The 20,874-nt window shown below is 43.4% G+C and carries 13 protein-coding genes; 7 read left to right on the top strand and 6 right to left on the bottom strand.

Annotated elements, in window-relative coordinates; all coding sequences use genetic code 11:
- Window positions 1-34: 34 nt before the first annotated feature.
- The 3 genes from pfkA to C7379_RS01135 all read right to left on the bottom strand — a co-directional run bounded on the left by pfkA (window position 35) and on the right by C7379_RS01135 (window position 3,714).
- Window positions 35-1,012 (bottom strand): 6-phosphofructokinase, encoded by a 978-nt coding sequence (gene pfkA, locus C7379_RS01145; RefSeq protein ID WP_116615617.1) that lies wholly within the window; start codon window positions 1,010-1,012, stop codon window positions 35-37.
- Window positions 1,013-1,099: 87 nt separating this feature from the next.
- Window positions 1,100-2,449 carry a sodium:proton antiporter NhaD gene (nhaD, locus tag C7379_RS01140; RefSeq protein ID WP_116615616.1) on the bottom strand — a complete coding sequence of 450 codons (1,350 nt, stop codon included), beginning with the start codon at window positions 2,447-2,449 and terminating at the stop codon, window positions 1,100-1,102.
- Between the two features lie 362 nt (window positions 2,450-2,811).
- Complete coding sequence (locus C7379_RS01135; protein ID WP_165814998.1) at window positions 2,812-3,714, bottom strand: helix-turn-helix domain-containing protein; 903 nt, start codon at window positions 3,712-3,714, stop codon at window positions 2,812-2,814.
- Window positions 3,715-3,910: 196 nt separating this feature from the next.
- On the opposite strand from C7379_RS01135, the gene C7379_RS01130 reads away from it, so the two are divergent.
- The 3 genes from C7379_RS01130 to C7379_RS01120 all read left to right on the top strand — a co-directional run bounded on the left by C7379_RS01130 (window position 3,911) and on the right by C7379_RS01120 (window position 9,541).
- The gene (locus tag C7379_RS01130; protein ID WP_116615614.1) at window positions 3,911-4,978 is read left to right on the top strand and encodes an efflux RND transporter periplasmic adaptor subunit; all 1,068 of its coding nucleotides are present in this window, start codon (window positions 3,911-3,913) and stop codon (window positions 4,976-4,978) included.
- Between the two features lie 62 nt (window positions 4,979-5,040).
- Complete coding sequence (locus C7379_RS01125) at window positions 5,041-8,196, top strand: efflux RND transporter permease subunit (RefSeq protein ID WP_116615613.1); 3,156 nt, start codon at window positions 5,041-5,043, stop codon at window positions 8,194-8,196.
- 4 nt (window positions 8,197-8,200) lie between these two features.
- A complete protein-coding gene (locus C7379_RS01120; RefSeq protein ID WP_116615742.1) occupies window positions 8,201-9,541 on the top strand; it encodes a TolC family protein in 1,341 nt (446 codons plus the stop codon).
- A 195-nt stretch (window positions 9,542-9,736) separates the two neighbouring features.
- On the opposite strand, the gene C7379_RS01115 is transcribed toward C7379_RS01120, so the two are convergent.
- The gene (locus C7379_RS01115; RefSeq protein WP_116615612.1) at window positions 9,737-10,297 is read right to left on the bottom strand and encodes a Maf family nucleotide pyrophosphatase; all 561 of its coding nucleotides are present in this window, start codon (window positions 10,295-10,297) and stop codon (window positions 9,737-9,739) included.
- An 18-nt stretch (window positions 10,298-10,315) separates the two neighbouring features.
- Window positions 10,316-10,834, bottom strand: a complete 519-nt coding sequence (locus tag C7379_RS01110) for a KdsC family phosphatase (RefSeq protein ID WP_116615611.1) — start codon at window positions 10,832-10,834, stop codon at window positions 10,316-10,318.
- Between the two features lie 274 nt (window positions 10,835-11,108).
- Between C7379_RS01110 and C7379_RS01105 the strand changes: the two genes are divergently transcribed.
- Window positions 11,109-12,086, top strand: a complete 978-nt coding sequence (locus tag C7379_RS01105) for a GNAT family N-acetyltransferase (protein ID WP_116615610.1) — start codon at window positions 11,109-11,111, stop codon at window positions 12,084-12,086.
- A 72-nt stretch (window positions 12,087-12,158) separates the two neighbouring features.
- Complete coding sequence (locus C7379_RS01100; RefSeq protein WP_116615609.1) at window positions 12,159-14,534, top strand: TonB-dependent receptor; 2,376 nt, start codon at window positions 12,159-12,161, stop codon at window positions 14,532-14,534.
- Between the two features lie 709 nt (window positions 14,535-15,243).
- Here the strand turns inward: C7379_RS01100 and C7379_RS01095 are convergent.
- Complete coding sequence (locus tag C7379_RS01095; protein ID WP_243406670.1) at window positions 15,244-16,458, bottom strand: DUF3078 domain-containing protein; 1,215 nt, start codon at window positions 16,456-16,458, stop codon at window positions 15,244-15,246.
- A 641-nt stretch (window positions 16,459-17,099) separates the two neighbouring features.
- On the opposite strand from C7379_RS01095, the gene C7379_RS01090 reads away from it, so the two are divergent.
- Both C7379_RS01090 and yidC read left to right on the top strand, forming a co-directional pair.
- Window positions 17,100-18,707 carry a CTP synthase gene (locus C7379_RS01090; RefSeq protein WP_116615608.1) on the top strand — a complete coding sequence of 536 codons (1,608 nt, stop codon included), beginning with the start codon at window positions 17,100-17,102 and terminating at the stop codon, window positions 18,705-18,707.
- Between the two features lie 144 nt (window positions 18,708-18,851).
- Window positions 18,852-20,765 (top strand): membrane protein insertase YidC, encoded by a 1,914-nt coding sequence (gene yidC / locus C7379_RS01085; RefSeq protein ID WP_116615607.1) that lies wholly within the window; start codon window positions 18,852-18,854, stop codon window positions 20,763-20,765.
- Window positions 20,766-20,874 lie beyond the last annotated feature (109 nt).

The raw sequence follows: 20,874 nt of genomic DNA, 5'->3' as shown, positions 1-20,874 counted from the left end.
ACCAAGGGTTTTTTAACATACTTTAATTTTCCTACTATATACTAAGCTCATCTAATACTTTGATTAGTTTCCTATCAAATGGTTTATCCGAGCGGATAGCCTCTGAAAGCGGAACATAAACAACCTCGTTGTTTCGTATGCCGACCATGACATTGCGCTGCCCTTGCATAATAGCCTCTATCGCACCAGCTCCTGTTCTGCTGGCAAGTATTCTGTCATGGGCAGAGGGGCGGCCTCCACGTTGCAAGTGTCCCAATATCGAAACTCGCACATCATAACCCGGAAACTCCTTCTTCACGCGATCAGCATAATAAAGCGCACCACATTTAGGACTTTCTGAAACAATTACTATACAACTCTTTTTTGACTTACGAATACCTCGCTCCATAAATTGTGCCAATTGATCCACATCGGTAGAGTCTTCTGGAATAATGGCTGCCTCTGCTCCACTAGCAATGGCAGCGTTTTGAGCAAGGAACCCAGCATCACGTCCCATCACCTCAACAAAGAATATTCGCTCATGACTTTGAGCGGTGTCACGAATGCGATCCACACATTCCACAATAGTATTCAGAGTGGTATCGTATCCAATTGTAGTATCAGTGCCATATAGGTCATTATCGATTGTACCGGGTAATCCAATGCAACAAAAATCATATTGGCGCGCAAACTCCATGGCTCCGGTGAGAGACCCGTTGCCACCAACGATCACCAATGCGTCGATTTCTTCACGTTGCAAAGTGTCATAAGCTTTGGCCTTGCCCTCTTCCGTGAAAAATTCCTTAGAGCGAGCGCTTTTCAAGATTGTGCCACCCTGCATGATTATACCCGAAACATTTTCTGTCGTAAACGGCTTTATTTCACCATTGATCAGCCCATCGTATCCACGATATATACCTTTTATTTGGTAGCCATTGCAAATACCAGCACGTGTCACAGCACGTATGGCCGCATTCATGCCAGGAGCGTCACCTCCTGAGGTGAGCACACCTATTGTTTTAATTTTTGCCATGTTGTTATATGTTCAATTCTTGATATTTATATTTTTGTTATAGAAGCGATTTGTTTTTTTGACTACACAATTTTCAACAATGATATTTTATGCAAGAGTCAATAGCAAGACACCTGTACCTACCAAAGCTCCTACCCCAGCTTTCCACCCAATATTTCTGAAATACCATCCCACTCGCACCTTCTCCATTCTCATCAAAACAAGTCCAGCAACAGAGCCTATCGTTAATAGATTGCCTCCTACCGACGTCGTATAAGCCACTATCTTCCAATATGCCATGTTTAATTCTGACGAGGATTGTAAAGTGATATAGCTTGCAGCCGTAGCAAAATTATCAAGCACCGTGCTTACTATTCCCGCACTCAAACCAATCAGCATGCTTGAGATGCCATTTTTTTGCAAGAAAAGGCTCAAATCTGTCATCATGCCTGTTTCTTTCACGACACCTAATGCCAACACCATACCCATTACAAAGAGTATTAGTTGATGATTTCCATAAAACAGCACATGAGGTATTCTGCGGTCGCTCATACTCCCCATGTTCAATAATTTACGATTAAACACCTCGTTAACTACCCAGAGCAATGACAACACACACAGTGCGCCAATAAACGGGCTAAGCATCGTGATATTATGAAATGTTGGGATAAACCATAATCCACCTATACCTACGACAAGCATCATAAACCGTTGCCAAACTTCAAGTCTCGTATCGTCCCCTCTATAAGGCAGCGTTATCCATTCTGTGTCAATGTGTTCTGGCAGCATCTTGCCAATCCACCATGTTGGTAAAGCCCATGCCAACACACATGGAATAACCAATGACAGCGAAAAATCGGTGGGAGTCGCCAATCCAGCATGCCACAACATGAGTCCAGTCGGGCTTCCTATCACTGTCATGGCACCACCACAATTGGCCGCTATTATTATCGCGGATCCCAATATCATACGTTGCCGCCTATTCGGTACTACAGAACGCACAGCCATAAACATCATTACCATAGTGGTAAAATTATCAAGATTGGCTGATATGACAAATGTTACGACACCTATACGCCATAGCAATTTTTTACTGTCGCGGGTTTTCAATAATTGCGTAATGAAGTCGAGACACCCATTGTTCTCTAAAATTTCCACTATTGTCATTGTGGCAAGCAAAAATAATACTATCTCACAAGCACGACCTACATATTTCAGAAAGATATTGTTGGCTATATACATTTTCACCAATCTGCCATCCGTCGCCCTACCATTCAAGAAATTGGCATACTCCGAAGCATGTTGGCGTGTCACAAATTCTGTTCCATAGCTAATGTACAGCACCCATCCCACCGTGCAAACAAAAATGGCAACGGCCGCTTTGTTCACCTTAGTGATGTTTTCTGTGACAATAAGTAGATACCCCAAAAGTAATATACATACAATAACAAGAGCCATTCAACTTATTCTTTTTGTGTGACCTATGCATCGCAAAGTTAGTAAAATATCTAAGAAACAACAAGCAAACATGCCTAATTTTATTTCCGTTTATACAGATTTATGGTAGAAAATGGTTAGACATAACAAAAACTATATTTAATAAGTAGCAACTAATATCGTCTTGCTAACACTTTTGTGTGCCTACCATCATCAGCTCATTAAGAAAGATTTACAATGAGGACAAACTATGATTAGACTTTCTTTCTATCCGTAATCCATCTCACTCCCCATGCCTCACTACCTTCCATATTTGCATACCAGCACTTTCGTGACATGCCTATTATTTCTTTGTTTCTCATGAGCACCTTATCAAGCGTTTTTTATTCTTTTTGCCTAAATTGCAAAGGCGTATACCCAAGATTGTCTTTGACATATTTTCCAAAGAAGCTCGAATTGGAGAAGCCCGTCTTATTACTCACTTCTTTCACGCTCAAAGACGTGTTTCGAAGATAGTAAGCAATGTCTGCAAGTGTATATTCTTGTATCCATTCCTTAGCCGTTTTGTGAGAGTTTTTTTTGCAAATCATCGTAAGATACTTAGATGATATACATAATTGCGAAGCATAATATTCCACCGGTTGATGTTTTATCTCAGCCGTTTGAAGCAGCTGCAAGAAGCGATTGAACAACGATATATTCTGCTTAGAAGATTCAACGTGTTCTCCTGTCTGTTTTTTTAACAGTCCACATAGGCCAATGAGCGAGGCACTTAAAAGTCCTTTCATCATTTCCTTTCGGAAAGAAGAATTGTATTCCTCATCATCTTGACGCAGACACATGCCTATTAGATCATATACTTTGTGGTAGATGTCTATCTCCTTTTGGTTCAAATCGATTATTTTCATCTTCTGAACATAAGCAAAATCATTCCACACATTGATATATTGCCTAAGATAAACTTGCAAAGCGCGATTGGTAATGCACAATGCCACATATTCAAAATCAGGCGTAACCATCATCTCGTCAAGCACCGTCTCAGGCGGACAGATACACACTTGGTTGGCGCACACCTCAAGGGGCGCACCGTTGATGACCGTCTGAAGACGTCCGCGCGTACATATAGCTATAATGTTCATATTAGGGCGAATGGTGCCTGGCTTGCTTAGCAGCTTGACATTATCTATTATAATAAGGTCATCGTCTAAGTAGTCTGGCTGTGCCAAGGCAACGTTTTTGCCAATAGAAAACAATCTGTTTGTTTCAGACTTTATTTGTTCATTCATAATATCATATTTCATATCTTTTGCACAAAAGTAGGCAATTTGTTCCAAAAAATATGTATTATTTTGGAAATATAATGTGTTTTTTCGGATTATATTCGTTTATTTGGCAGTATATTTCCCTTTTTAAACATCGCAAACTGACATTTTAAGCTTAATTTTACACTCAAAAATAAAAAAGAAGAACAAAAAATAGGTTATGAAATCAATTGTATGTAAAATTGTATACGGCTCCATGATATTTTTTGTCATGGGTTGTTCTCACAAAAACAAGCAATCAGACAATATTGTTAATGTCAAGACCATGACTGCTAACACATTGGGAATTAGCGAAAACTCAGGCTATCCAGGCACTATTGAGGAGGTCGACGGCACGGCACTAAGTTTCTCAAGCGCCGGCACCATTAAGACATTATACATTCATGAAGGCCAACAGGTGTCTGCAGGGCAAACTATCGGTGTCATCGATGCGTCCACCTCTGCTAACGCCCTAACCATGGCCAAAGCCACAACCAATCAAGCTCGTGAGTCTGTTCGCCAAGCGGAGGATGCCTATCGACGCATGAAAATGCTGCACGACAACGGCTCATTGCCTGAGATTAAATGGGTTGAAGTGGAAACAAAGGTGTCACAAGCCAAGCAAATGCTCACTCAAGCCCAAGCCGCAGAGCAGATAGCCCGCAAGGGATTGAGTGATACGCGATTGAAAGCACCCTTCAGCGGATATATCGTTGGAAAGAAAGCAGAGGTGGGACAAAACGTGATGCCTGGACAGCCCATAGCCAAATTGGTGAAAATTGACCAAGTCAAGGTTAAGATTAGTGTTCCAGAAGAAGACCTTTCACGCATAAATGTTGGCCAAAAAATCACTTTCAACGTGTCGTCTTTGGGTAATGAGAATTACACAGGAAAGATTACCGAGAAGAATGTGTCTGCCGACCCCATCTCTCGTGCCTATACCGTGAAAGCCTTGGTAAATAACACCAACCGAAAATTGCTGCCTGGCATGGTGTGCAACGCATACATACATGCCACCTCAATGCAAAAAACTGGTATTATGTTGCCTGCCAATATCATTCAGATAGATGTTGACAACAAGCCTTTTGTATGGGTGGTTGAGAAAGGGAAAGCCGTTAAACGCATGCTCATGCTCGGCAACAATGCAGGCGAAAAGATTGTAATTGAAAGTGGATTGAACGAAGGCGACAAGGTTATAATAGAGGGACAGCAAAAAGTTAGCAATGGCCAAAAGGTCCGCACGCTATAAAACGCGTCTTCCCATACTGAGAGTTTATCCATTGGTATCAGCCAATAATTGAATTGAATACAATGAGAAAGAAGAGAAATCTTATAGAATGGGCCATGCACAACCGGTCTATTGTAATACTGGTTACATCGGTTTTGGTAGCATTTGGCATGTATGCGTTCTATAAAATCAACAAAAATGAGTTCCCCGACTTTACGGTTCGACAAGGAGTGGCCGTTGCGGTTTATCCTGGCGCATCGGTTGAAGAGATGGAGCAACAAGTCACCAAACCGTTGGAAGATTATATCTTCACATATAAAGAGGTGAAGAAAAGCAAAACAAAATCTTACACACGCAATGGTCTGGCTATTGTACAAGTAGAGCTTAATGATGATGTGGACGGAGCCGTCAAGGAAAATTTCTGGAGTCGTTTCAAGCTTGGTATTCAACAGTTTAGACGCACTTTGCCCACTGGAGTTGCTGCCATTATTGTCAAAGACGACTTTGGCGACGCTTCGTCACTTCTCATCACCATGGAGAGCGACGAAAAAACCTATCGTGAGCTCAACACCTACATGGACGACCTGAAACGTCGTTTGCGCGGCATTGAGAGTGTGGGACGCATCAGTGTCACTGGAGGACAAAAAGAACAAATTGCTATCCATGTAGATACTCGCAAGCTTTCCCAATATGGTATTGGTCCTAATATCGTGTCGGCAGCCCTCATATCACAAGGATTCAATACCACGGCAGGCACTCACAAGACCTCTATCTACGAGGCCCCCATCCATGTTGATCGTGCGCTCAACATGGTTAACGACGTGCAACAAATGGTGGTCTACTCAAGTCCGGATGGCAATGTCGTGCGCGTAAAAGACATTGCTGAGGTAAAACGAGAGTATGCCGAGCCGTCAAGCTATGTCACCAATAATGGCAAAAAATGCTTGGTGCTCAGCATCGAGGTTAAAAAGGGACGTTCTATAACCGACATGGGTAGCGCTGTTAAAGCAGAGCTTGAAAAGTTTAAGAAAACCTTGCCTGACGAAGTAACGATGTTCACCATCACCGACCAAAGCCAGGTTGTGGGCGATTCGGTTATGAGTTTCCTTGCAGAGTTACTTATCGCCATTTGCGCCGTAGTGTTAGTTGTTATCATGCTCATGCCTTTACGCGTGGCATTAGTGGCAGCAAGCACCATCCCCATTACAATATTCATCTCGCTTGGATTGTTCTACGCTTTGGGTATTGAGCTTAACACTGTTACGCTTGCGGCACTTATCGTTACCCTTGGCATGATTGTAGACAACTCCATTGTCATCATTGACAACTATATGGAATTGATGTCAGAGGGATACACACGTTGGCAGGCATCCTTGCGGAGTGCCACACACTTCTTTAAGTCCATTCTATCAGCCACATTAGCCATCTCCATCACGTTCTTCCCGCTGTTGCTCACCATGACGGGTATGTTCCATGATTTCTTGCTCTTCTTCCCGTGGGGCATCTCAATCGTGCTTTTTGTCTCGCTCTTGGTGGCCGAACTGGTAGTACCTTTCATGCAGTTCTATTTTATCAAAGAACCCATAAAAGACACTAACGATGACGGCAAGCCCAAGTTCTCGTTCCTGAACCTGATGCAGAAGTATTATGACAAAATCATTGCGGTGTGCTTCCGCCATCCAAAAACGATCATTTCCATGGGCGTTGTATCAGTCATTATTGGTGCGTTCCTGTTGACAATATTACCACAAAGGATGATGCCCACCGCCGAACGAAACCAATTTGCGGTGGAAATATACTTGCCTACAGGAACTCCATTGAAGAAGACCTCGATTATTGCCGACTCTCTCGAGCATATCCTGCGCGCTGACGACCGCGTGGTTTCGGTTGCCTCATTCCATGGCAGTGCATCTCCAAGATTTCAAACGGCATACGCCCCACAATTTGGAGGTAAAAACTATGCGCAATTTATCGTCAACACCAAGGGAAACAAAGAGACACTTGGTGTCTTAGAAGATTACCGCATGAAATATACCAATGCTTTCCCAGGCGCATACGTCAGATTTAAACAACTTAACTATAGCAGCGAGAGCAACGCCATAGAGGTACGCTTAAGTGGTGAAAACTGGACCGAATTGAAACGTACCGCTGACAGCGTGATGATGAAAATGCGCTCCAATAGTAACTTGATTTTATGCCGTAGTGACGTGAACGAGCCTCTGCTCACCACGAACATCAAACTTGATGAGATGAAGTCAGGGCGCCTTGGTATTACTAATGCCATGGTAGAGCTACAGATTGCCGGTAGATACCAAAGCGACGGAATACCTGTTACGACAGTGTGGGATGGCGACTACGGCATCCCCGTGACATTAAAATCCAACAAAGCCGACCGCGCCACATTGTCCGACATTGCCGATGAACCTGTCGCCGTGGCAGGAGGCATCACCTCAGTGCCACTGAGACAAATAGCCACGGTGTCTAACAAATGGGAGGACGGCCAAATATGTCACCGCAATGGCATACGCACCATCACTTTGATGGCTGACGTAGTCGATGGCGTCAATGTCATCGAAGTAACATCGGCACTGCAAAAGGCTATTAAACAAGAAGACTTACCCCAAGACATCTCTGTGGATTGGGGAGGCGAATACGAGGTGGCCAACGAGGCCAATCCGCAAATTATAAGGGGTTTAGCCATTAGCATTGTCATTATTTTCTTCTTGATGCTGGGCCATTTCAAACGAATATCCACAGCCATATTATTGCTCGTATCGCTATCATTGGTACTCTTAGGTACTGCCATGGGTGTACTCATACCGGGAAGTCCTTTCTCGCTGACCTGTTATCTTGGCATCATATCGCTCATGGGTATATTGGTTCGCAACGTCATCATCATGTACGATTATGCCGAGGAACTTAGATTGACATCGCGTCCACAAGAAGAACTGGATGCCGACCCTACCCTGCCCGCTCATTACACAGTGCACGAGGCTATCTATCTCAGTGCCCAGCGGCGCATGCGCCCCATCTTCCTCACATCGGCAGCCGCCTCGATGGGTGTTATACCAATGATACTTAGTGGCTCTGGATTGTGGGCGCCTATGGGAAATGTGATATTCTATGGCACCATCATCACCATGATACTCATTCTCACGGTAATGCCCATTGCATATTGGCTTTTGATGAGGGGTACCGACGAGAAAAGACAAAAAAGTATTGATTTGGAAAAAAATTAAAAAGATGAAAAGACATTATATGATAGCGTTGTGCCTTGCCCTGCCACTCATGGGCATGGCACAGAAGCAACTTTCGCTTGAGGAGGTCAAGAAAATGGCTCTTGAAAACAATATCGGGATACGTTCCGCTAAAAATGCTGTGGCACAAGCACACGAGCAAAAGCAAGAGGCTTTCACACTTTTCTTCCCCAAAGTGAGTGCTTTTGGTTTGGGGTATCAAGCCAATCGTGGCGTCTTGCAAGAGGATTTCCACGTGAAAGACTACATCACACCAACCATCGCCAAACTGATACCGCCATCGGTAGCTGGCATGTTACCCGAGACATTCTCTTACAGTATGATGAAACATGGATTGATTGGTGGCGTTACCGCCATTCAACCAGTGTTTGCCGGTGGGCAGATTGTCAATGGCAACAAATTGGCCAAAGTGGGCGAGGACGCCGCACTATTGCAAAAAGAGACATCGGTAAACACCGTGGAGCTGACTGCGGAAAAGTACTTTTGGCAAGTGGTGTCACTCAAAGAAAAGCAAAAAACGATTGATGCGGTAATTGATATGCTTAAAAACATAGAGAAAGATGCCGACATAGCCGTGAAAGCTGGCGTGGCCATGCGCAATGACTTACTCGCAGTGCAACTGAAACAAAATGAGATGGAGAGCGCGCGCATCAAGTTAAGCAATGGACTGAAACTCTCGCAAAGGGTTCTGGCACAGTATATTGGCATGGACGGCCAAACTGTTGATGTCATCGCGGAGATAGATGTTAACCAATTACCCGACTACCAAGTGGATGCCATCGACCCCAACACGGCCGTTGCCGCGACACCTGAATACAAACTCTTGCAAAAGAATGTTGAGGCCAAAACCTTACAACGCAAGATGGAAACTGGCAAGCACATGCCTACCATAGGCGTTGGTGCCGGTTACAACTATTACGATTTCGGAAGTCATTTAGACAACAATTTCGGAATGATATTTGCCACTGTCACCATACCTATATCAGACTGGTGGGGAGGGTCGCACGCCATCAAACGTAAGAAATTGGCCGAGCAAAACGCACGCGAACAGTTGGAGGACAACACTCAACTGTTAAAGATACGCATCCAAAAGAATCGTGATGATATGGACGACGCTTACAAGCAGCTGCAATTAGCTCGCAAAGGCATTGAGCAGAGCGAGGAAAACCTACGGCTAAACAACGACTTCTATCACGCCGGAACTTCCACCATCAACACATTGTTAGATGCCCAGCAAAAATATCAGCAATGCAGGGATCGCTATGTTGATGCCTACGCTCAGTTGCAAACAAAAATCTTGGAATACAAGCAGAGCATTGGATGGTAACACCACCATGCTCGCGTTTGGCTTTTCCACATATAAAAAGGAAAGTCTCAAAGATAAGCGGCCCTTGTTTTCATTTTCTTTAATAATCACAAAAGGTCATCAGAGAATATTTCTTGTTGTGGTATTCCTTGAAAACAATCTGCCACATGCCATGCTCGCTGGAGCAAAAGTTGAGGGTCTTCGCAGGAAGACCCTTTATTTCAACATGTTCAGTTCCTCGTACAAACGCTGAACAGGTAATCCCATCACGTTAAAATAGCTGCCGTTAATGCCCGTGACACCTATATAACCTATCCATTCTTGTATGCCATAAGCGCCAGCCTTGTCATAAGGTTTATACCGAGCAATGTAGAAATCTATCTCCGCGTCTGTCAATTTCTTAAAAGTCACCTTCGTTGTCACCGAGAAAACTCGTCGATTTTCTGCCGTGGTGAGACATACTCCAGTTATCACTTGATGATCTCTTCCGCTCAATTTGTGCAACATGCGTCTTGCGTCATCGGCGTCACAAGGTTTACCGAGCACCTCGTCATCTACCACTACCACCGTGTCTGCGGTCAAAAGTATTTCGTCATCACCGACACTATAGGCATCAGCTTTTTCTTTAGCGATGTATTGTGGAATTTCTTGCACCGACAAATTGTCAGGATAACCCTCGGTAATCCCACCAATAACTTTTACCTCAAAATCACAACCCAAACCCGCCAACAATTCACGTCTACGAGGAGAATTGCTTGCAAGCACAATTTTCTTCATTTCTTGTAAAATTAAAAACTACCAGCCGAAAGCCTTGGCCGAGCTCAACCACAATCCTTGCGCCTGTAACACTTGTTCCAACACATCTCGCACACACCCCATTCCACCTCTTTTTTGAGAGATGTAAAGAGACACCGCTTTAATCTCCGCACAGGCGTCCATCGGACAACAAGGGCACCCCACACGTTTCATTACCTCGTAATCGGGTATATCATCGCCCATATAGATTATCTCATCATCATGCAACCCATACTCCTTTAAAAAACTTTCGTAGGTGTCTATCTTCACCGCACATTTGGTATAGATATCTTCTATGCCAAGGTAATTGTATCTTTTAAAAATAGAATCAGCATGACCACCTGTCATTATAGCGACGCGCAAGCCCATTTTCGCCGCTAACTGGAGTGCATATCCATCCTTGATATTGATGGTGCGCACAGGCATCCCCTCTGCGTCCATACCAATGGTTTCTGCTGAAAGCACGCCATCCACGTCAAGAATGATCGCTTTTATCTTCCCAAGCTCATAATTAATCATTTGCTTAAAATATAATAGATTACAAGGTTATTTATCCGTGCAATTCTCATGGAGTAGCAAGACCAGTTATTCTTTTTTTGGCAAAACCATCTCTACCAGCGACACAAGTTGCCACAACCATTTTGTCACGTAGCGTGAGACACCATCGTCATATCCTACCCAAGATCAACCCGCGATTTAATATTTCCAAGGCATATCTCACTTTATATGCAAAGTTAACAAAAAGATTGCGTATAAGTGTTTGAATGTTACAGTTTTTTCTTATCTTTGCTGTATGGCAACCTACCAAACACAACTATATACCTCTGGTGAGAAGTTGCCCCATCTAAATAGCCGTAACTTCTTCCACAGTCCTGAGCTTTTTCACATTATTGAGAAAACGCCCGGGCAAAAGCCCTATATGGTTGTAGCCACGAACGCCAAAGGTCAAGTTGTGGGGCACGTTTTGGCCATTATCAGGCGGCGAGGTTCTTTGTTGCCTCCCATGTTATACACCCAAGGACGCGTCTTTGGAGAAGGAGAATATGCGGACGATGTCGATCAGGAGGAGGTTTTTGGCGTGTTGCTAAGAGCGCTCACCCGCAAATTGCGTCGCAAACTGTGTTTCTACATAGAGTTCAGTCATCTTTCACGTAAGATGTTTGGTTACCGTTATTTTCGTCAAAACACTTACTTTCCCGTCAGATGGCAAGAAGTGCACAACTCGCTGCACTCAAAAACACCTATAGAACGTATCAGCAAGAAAGCCTTAGTGCGCATCAATCACGCATACACTATGGGCGTAACCACGCGCGAGGCGGCAAATGTGGACGAAGCGAGACGCCTCCACAAACTCATACACGATTTCTATCGCTTCAAACCACGACGCCTTATCCCGCCTGAAAAGCAGTTTGTCGAATTTTTCAAATCTGACAACGCGCGCCTCTTTGTCACCTTATACAAAGGCAAAATCATTGGTGGATGTGTTTGCGCTTACTCTGAGGGCAAAGCCTTCTTGTGGTACCTTGCATCCAAACGGAAACGCTACGCTTACCTCCATCCCAACATGATAACCATTTGGCAAGCCATCAATTATGCTTGGGAGAATAATTATGCCCATTTCTACTTCCTTGACGTAGGCTTGCCTTATCCCCAAAGCCCGCTTCGCGATTTTATTCTTCGTTTCGGCGGAAAGCCCGTATCCAACTACAGATGGTTCCGTTTTTCCATCAGTTTCATTAACAAGATTATCGCTTGGTACTATCAAGAATGACGGCGATCCACCACGTGGATTATCTTTTGCCATGAAGCAATAATCGTAAAAAAACGTCGTTATTGTATCATCATGAAGCATCGAACCCTTCTTTTGGCAATATTCATAGCCATGGCCATGTTAGCCACGGCCCAAAGTTTTACCCTTAGAGGACGAGTGAGTGACCCAAACAATAATCCCATTGAGCTTGCCACTGTGTCGTGCCCCACACAAGGCAAGGTTACCGTGACCTCTCTTAAGGGCGAATTTCGCATGACGCTTCATTCTGCCGACACCGTAATCGTTCGCTTTGCAATGTTAGGTTACAAAACGAAAACGAGAATATTGACAAGGCCGAGAGGCGTGCAAACCCTACAAGTGACACTCTATGAGAATGTAGAGCATATTGGTGAGGTAAATGTTGTCAGGCAGAAAATACAGTCAGGACAAACACAAGATCTTAAAACAGACCAACTAAAAACCACACCATCCACCACAGGCAACGCCGTGGAAGAGCTCATTCAGAGCCAGGCTGGCGTGTCAACCCACTCAGAGTTATCATCGCAATACAATGTCCGAGGCGGCAGTTTTGACGAGAATTTCGTATATATAAATAATGTCGAGGTATTCCGGCCGTTTCTCGTGCGTGGCGGACAGCAAGAAGGGCTATCCGTCATCAATCCCGACATGGTAGAGCGCATAGGCTTTTCCACTGGTGGTTTTGAGGCCAAATACGGCGACAAAATGTCGTCCGCGCTTGACATCACCTACCGTCGTCCAAAGAAATTCGAGGCTAACGTTATGGCTTCGCTCCTTGGAGGCAATGCCTACATAGGATTTTCGAACAAGAAATTCGCATGGGCACACGGCCTGAGATACAAGACTACAAAATACCTCTTGGGCTCGTTAGACACCAAGGGCGAGTACAATCCTAATTTTTTAGATTACCAGACCTATCTTAGTTTCAAGCCCAACAAGCGATGGAGCATGGACCTTATCGGCAACATTTCCGCCAATCATTTCAACTTTCAGCCATCAGATCGCGAGACAAAGTTTGGCACATTGAAAAGCGTCCATGCTTTTAAAGTCTATTTTGACGGCAAGGAGAAAGACATTTTCCGCACCTATTTTGGCACGCTCAGCTTAACAAGGCATTTGGGCGATTCCACTTCTGTGTCGCTTTTGGGCTCAGCTTTCTCCACCTCTGAGTCTGAACGCTATGACATTCAAGGACAATATTGGCTCACAGAGACAGGAACATCCGAAAATCTCGGAGTGGGTACATATTTTGAGCATGCCCGCAACTACCTCAAAGCTCGAGTGGGAAGCATCAAACTCATGCTCAAACACACCACTAAACACCACCGCACGGAGTGGGCGCTGACATATAAAAAAGAGCATATCGAGGAATTTTCCAATGAGTACGAAATGCGCGATTCGGCTGGATACAGCATACCACATACAGGTAAAGACTTGTATATGATCTACTCTCTGCGCGCGAAAAACAAGCTTGACGCCAAGCGCGTAGAGGCTTACGCGCAAGATACATGGCGCTTCAGATCATCAGGTGGACACACTCTTTTCACGTTAAATTATGGGCTTCGCTTTGCCAAATGGAGCTTCAATGGCGAATCCACGCTTTCACCGAGACTATCGTTAGGCATCATTCCTCCCTTTAGCCATAACATCACACTACGTTTTGCCACAGGCTTATACTATCAAGCACCTTTCTTCAAAGAGCTTCGCGACACATCCACGGTGAACGGCATAACATTAGCCGCCCTCAACAAAAAAATTAAAAGCCAGCGATCCATACACTTCATCGCTGGCATGGATTATCGGTTCACCTTGTTTAACCGCCCTTTCAAACTCACAGCAGAGGCTTATTACAAACTTTTGGACCATCTTGTACCCTACTCTATCAATAATGTCAAAGTGGTTTACGAAGGCAACAACATGGCCTCGGGCCATGCGGCGGGTGTCGATCTTAAGCTCTTCGGCGAGTTTGTGCCTGGCAGCGACTCGTGGCTGACGCTCTCCTTGATGGACACCAAGATGAAACTAAACGGTATGTCCATTCCCCTTCCCACAGACCAAAGATATGCTGTCAATCTCTTTTTTACCGATTTCTTCCCCGGAACAAAACGTTGGAAAATGAGCCTTAAATTGGCATTGGCCGATGGCCTACCTTTCTCCGCACCACACAGGGCACTTGAGCGCAACACTTTCCGAGCTCCAGCATACAAGCGAGCGGACATAGGTATGAGTTACAAACTGCTTGACCGTCAAAACATCTCACATAAAAACATTTTTAGAAACATCTGGTTGGGATTGGACTGCTTAAATTTGTTTGGCATCAACAACGTAAACTCATATTACTGGGTGACCGATGTGGCAAACCAACAATATGCCGTTCCCAACTTCTTGACAGGCAGACAGCTCAATGCCAAAATACTGCTTGAATTCTAAACGGCAGGTTTTTCTGCAAATTTGACATAGCCATTTGGTGCCTTTTGTCTATAAATGGAGATTATAAGATCGTATTCTTCATATAGACACTCCTTTCTATCTTGTTGCCCTCTCCTATGTTTGATCTCCCACAAAAAAAATTATTTTATAAAAGAATATTCTTAACCAACAAAACCTAAACCATGTTGAAAATAACAGACAAAAAACTACTGAAAACTCATTTATTTATAAAAAAGCCAAACCATACCCCCTCAAATTAAAAAATAAAGGGTATTCAATAAATGTCTACAAATCACCCTTTTACAGTTTTAGGAGATTTGTTTTAAATCAGAAAAACATTTTTACCATCGTCTTTAGGCCTTAATCATGTCGTGATTAGTGCTTGTTCGGGCTTCGAATAATATCCTTTCATCATGTGTTAAAGGCTTAAAGGCAATGCGATTAAGCCCTATTCGCACAAGCTCCCCACGCCACAAACATCGAAGTTGGATCTTTTTGGAGCAAAAAGAAGTCTTTTTTTACCTAAAAAACCATGTAATATGCACATTGTATTATGATATTATTTTGACATGAAAGCTCAATATAAAGAGCATTTTTTCGTACAAAAACAACACCAATAATCACAAAATTGCACGCCAAGCAAGTAGACAAGCATAGGGCATGCTAAACATTGAGCCATGCTAATAGTGCTGGCATCTCATAATAACAGTTAGAAATCGTAAGAAAATCCTAAAGAAATATACTCCTTCAATTGCCAATAACCATACATATCATCGCGTTTGCGGCCATCGTCAAAGCGTGGGTATACAAACAGCTTAGAAGATATATATTTGTTAAATTGGAATGTGAAAGTGTTTTCCCACTCAAGCTCCGCACGCTTGTAAGTGGTGTATCCATAGAACCGGGTTAGCCATGTTATATTATCCGAGAAACGCCATTTCAAATCGACCGTGAACTGCGAACCGAAATCGTGAAGCGTACGCTTGCCCTCTTTAAGACCATATCGACCTCCCAAAGCCAAACGATCTACATATTTTAAGTTGTAAGCCAAGGGAGCCAAGTGCGCGCTTCCCTTAAGTTTACCTTTAAACCAATTGACTGTGTAGTCCATACCGAAAGACACGTTGACATTCAATGGTGACGCAAAGTCTGACAACACCTGTCGTTGATTGGACTTGTAGTTTCTCATAAACTGCGTATTTGCGATGAGTTGCAGGGTATAGTACCAACCTCTGGCAGCCTGAAGGCCTAATTTACTGGTGTATCGCAACAGATCGTTTGAGGTTCTCAGCTTGTGCAAAGAGTCGCTCTTAGACGTTTGGAAGCCAAGTTTTAGCTCCAATTTGTTATCCCATTTGAACCGCTGTTTATTATTATAGTTGGCCTCCAAGGTGAGGGCACTCTCCATCGAATAGTTGCTCTCACCGCCTTTATACCAATTAGAAGAAATGTAGTTTTGAAAGAATTGCAGGTAGTAATCGCCCGCCAATGTCCAAAAATTTGGTTTCAACACCACCACGTCCACGGGTAAAGTCTCAGGCTCCTTAGCCGAAGGCTGTTGCACCGAGACTGTAGGATCCTTGGTAACAGTGGTTGGCGCTAATGTAGGCCCCACCCTTTCCAACTCGCTTTGGGTGCTTTTTATCATGTCAGGCCGCCGAAGGTAAATACTCAGCAGCTGGGCGTCTATAGGCGAAAGTGTCTCGTCAATGACGAAAGCATGATGTGTGATATTTTTATAAAAAGTCAATGGTAGAAACAAGAAAGCCATATCCTGCTTGGTTAGAGGCGATACGGCCTTTACATCAGGTCTATATAACGAATCACCAAAGTTTTTCAAAGAGTCTTGATAGGCATTACACATGCTATTGCTCTTGAACGCATGGCGAGCGTTCTGATAACGAACCTGTGCCCATGAACACATGCTTACTATTAAAAAAATTGATACAAAAAAGTATTTTAAACGATAATTATTCATCAACGAATGTTTTTTTAAAACAAAAAAATTCAAAACAAATAGCGTCTTGTGATTGCAAAGTTAGTAATTATTATACGAAATATTGTCTCATTGACATTTTTTATTTAACTATTCTCCTCCATATTCTTTTATCATTGCAGCAATCAAATTAAGAAGACAATTGTCACGAATATAACTTTGACATGCGTTCACGCCATGCGGTTACGCGCGGAACATATCACATTGTGTGACACAAGAAGAAGTTTGCCAAAAGCACTCATTTTAGCATACAACACAGGCAACTTCATAAAAATAGCCCCATCTGGGCCTTAGCTTATTTTCGAGATCAAAACGTTAAGTGAGAAAGAAAATATAACGAGCACACAACCGGGCAAACTAACATTTTACACCGAAAACTAATCCCGAAGGTGACACGACGTAATTCATATCTCGTATAAGATAACATATAATGGTATTTTTTAAATTTTGTCTCTATATCACATCATGAAGAATAGATAGCCAAAGTTTCAATTTGATTTGTTGTTCGTCTCACAAAAATACATTACCTTTGCAACAAATTATCAATAACCAATTTAACGCATAAGATTGTGGCAGAAACAAAATATATATTCGTCACTGGAGGCGTGGTTTCTTCACTTGGCAAAGGAATTATTTCGTCGTCCATAGGGAAGCTCTTACAAGCAAGGGGCTATAACATTACTATTCAAAAATTTGACCCATACATCAACATTGACCCTGGCACCCTCAACCCATACGAGCACGGCGAATGCTATGTCACCGTGGACGGCATGGAGACTGACTTGGATTTGGGACACTATGAACGTTTTACCGGCATCCAAACCACCAAGGCAAACTCGCTGACTACGGGCAGGATATACAAATCGGTAATAGACAAGGAGCGTCGTGGAGACTATCTCGGCAAAACCATACAAGTGGTGCCGCACATCACGGACGAGATAAAACGAAACGTGAAAATGCTCGGCAAGAAATACCATTACGACTTTGTCATCACGGAAATTGGTGGCACCATTGGCGACATTGAGAGCGCTCCATTCATGGAAGCCATCAGGCAATTGAAATGGGAACTGGGCAAAAACGCTGTAAACTTGCACCTCACCTACGTGCCATATCTACACGCAGCTGGGGAATTGAAAACCAAACCAACCCAACATTCTGTAAAAGAATTGCAAAGCGTGGGCATCCAACCAGATATCTTGGTGCTGCGCACGGAAAAACATTTGTCAGACTCTTTGCGCAAGAAAGTGGCCGCTTTCTGCAACGTTGACATAGACAGCATCATCCAAAGCGAGGACATGCCCAGCATCTATGAGGTGCCCATCAACATGCAAAAACAAGGCTTGGACGTGGCTATATTAAAAAAGGTGGGAGAGCCTGTGGGCGAAACACCAACACTCGGACCATGGCGCGAATTCTTGGAACGTCAGAAAAAAGCCAAAGAAGTGGTAAAAATAGGGCTCGTTGGGAAATATGATTTGCAAGATGCGTATAAGAGTATTCGCGAGAGTCTGTCTCAAGCAGGAACCTATAACGACCACAAAACGGTTATCACCTTTATCAATTCGGAATACATCACGGAAGAAAACGTTGCCGAAAAGCTCGCAGGACAAGACGGCATTGTAATTTGCCCAGGATTTGGCCAACGTGGTATCGAAGGAAAAATCATTGCGACGCACCACACGCGCACACATAACATTCCCACATTTGGAATCTGTTTAGGCATGCAAATGATGGTGATAGAATTTGCGCGCAACGTTTTAGGGTATTCCGATGCTAACTCGCGCGAATTTGATGAAAAGACACCGCATAATGTGATTGACATTATGGAGGAACAAAAAAATATCACCAACATGGGTGGAACCATGAGATTGGGTGCGTACGAATGTGTGCTAAGGCAAAATTCTCGCGTTTTTAACATCTACAACCAAGAACACATTCAGGAACGACATCGTCACCGTTACGAGTTTAACAACGACTATTTACAAGAATACGAGCGCAACGGTATGATGTGCGTGGGACGAAATCCGGAGAGCGATCTCATTGAAATTGTTGAGATACCTGGACTAAAATGGTATATCGGTACGCAGTTTCACCCAGAATACCAAAGCACTGTACTAAAGCCTCACCCCCTCTTTGTAGACTTTATCAAAGCAGCAATTGAAAACCAAAAAAAATAATTTAACTAAAGATTAACAGGTTGATGTGTCTTAATTAAATAAAAACGGTGCCAAATTAAACAAAACCTTTTTAAAGCCTTACGACAGCACATGATTTTAATTATAGACGACATATTCACTTGTTAGAGACCCACAATAATATCAATGGATAAAAATACAATCATAGGATTTGTTCTTATTGCAGCCGTTCTCATCGGATTTAGTTGGTACTCACAACCCTCTAAAGAGGAACAAAGAGCCAAATTTGTAAAAGACTCTATAGAACAGTCGAGTAGAGCTAAAGCAGAAAAAGAAGCAAAAACTACCGCTTTTAAACGCCAGCAGACTGCCAAACAGCAAATCTTGCAAGACACTACCGCCTTGTTCCATACAGCGATGACAGGTCAAGCGCAAGATGTGGTGCTGAAAAATGACAAGTTGGAACTTACATTATCATCAAAAGGAGCTCAGGTAAAAAAAGCTGTCGTCAAGAATTACAAAGACAATATCAAGGAAACCAACAGTGTGATACTTTTCCAAGGCGATGACCAAAACCTGAGTTACACATTGGTGGCCAAAGAAGCTAATATCTCAACGGCTGACCTATATTTCCAACCCTCGGAGATAACCGATACCACTGTCACTTTCACCGCAAAGGCCGCAGAAGACAAGAGCATATGCCTACAATACAAATTAGGACATAATTACCTGCTTAAGATGAGTTTCAAGGTCATTGGCATGGCTGGGCTCTTCGCGCCAAACAGCAATACGATGGCCATCAATTGGCAGGACAAGGTGAGACAACAAGAAAAAGGCTTCACCTTTGAAAACCGATATGCCACCCTCACCTATCATGAGACTGACGGCGGTACAGACTATCTGAACGAGAATAAAGAAAAGAAAGACGAGGAAATTGAGAAAAATATAGACTGGGTAGCCTTTAAAAACCAGTTCTTCTCAGCTGTTATGATAGCAGAAAAGGACTTTGGCGAGAACACGCAAATGACATCCATTCCTCAAAAGAAAGGAAGTGGGTATCTCAAGCAATACGAGGCTAAGATGAAGGCTTTCCTCGATCCAACGGGCAAAAAACCAACAAATTTTGAGTTCTACTATGGCCCAAACGACTTCCGACTGCTCAAAAACGTAGAAAAGGAGAGCGCTTTTGGCAAAGACCTTCAGATGGAGCGGCTTGTGTATTTAGGCTGGCCTTTGTTTCGCATCATCAACAGATGGTTCACCATCTACGTGTTCGATTGGCTTAGCAAATGGTTCCCAATGGGTATCGTGTTGATACTAATCACGCTGTTATTAAAGGCCATCACCTACCCCATGGTGAAAAAAAGCTACATGAGTTCGGCCAAAATGCGTGTGCTCAAACCCAAACTTGACGAGGCCACCAAGCAGTATAACAAGCCTGAAGACCAAATGCAGAAACAGCAAGCCATGATGGCCGAATATGCCAAATATGGCGTGTCGCCACTGTCTGGATGCCTACCCATGTTGATACAGATGCCCATTTGGATCGCCATGTTCAACTTTGTGCCCAACGCCATACAACTGCGCGGACAGAGTTTCTTGTGGATGAAAGACCTGTCCACCTACGACCCAGTGTTCCAATGGAATTCCAACTTGTGGCTCATAGGCGATCATCTGTCGCTCACCTGTATACTTTTCTGCGCCGCCCAACTCATCTACAGCTGGTTTACCATGCAAATGCAGAAAGACCAAATGGTCGGACAGCAAGCCGAGCAAATGAAAGTGATGCAATGGATGATGTTCCTCATGCCGCTGATGTTCTTCTTTATATTCAATGATTACTCGTCAGGATTGAACTTCTACTACTTTGTTTCGCTCATCCTCTCAGCGGCAATCATGTTTATTTTGCGCAAAACGACCAATGACGAGAAGCTCCTCGCCATACTCGAATCGCGTTACAAGGACAACCAGAGCAACCCACAAAAAATGAAAGGCATGATGGCTCGCATGCAAGCGCTTCAACAAATGCAACGACAACAAATAGAAGCGCAAAGGGAAAAGCAAGACCAACTCAATCGTAAAAAGAAAGGATTGAAATAAAAATCCAAAAAGCTTATAGGCTATTTCCACATGGTAGCGAAAGGGCCTATAGGCTTTGCCTTTTATGTATTTACAATAGAAACACCCTTCTTAACGAATGATTTTCTTA

The sequence above is a fragment of the Hallella colorans genome, assembly GCF_003096815.1.
GTDB lineage: Bacteria > Bacteroidota > Bacteroidia > Bacteroidales > Bacteroidaceae > Prevotella > Prevotella colorans.
The sequence above is the reverse complement of the archived record's forward strand: the minus strand, read 5'-3'. Positions and strand labels throughout refer to the sequence as shown.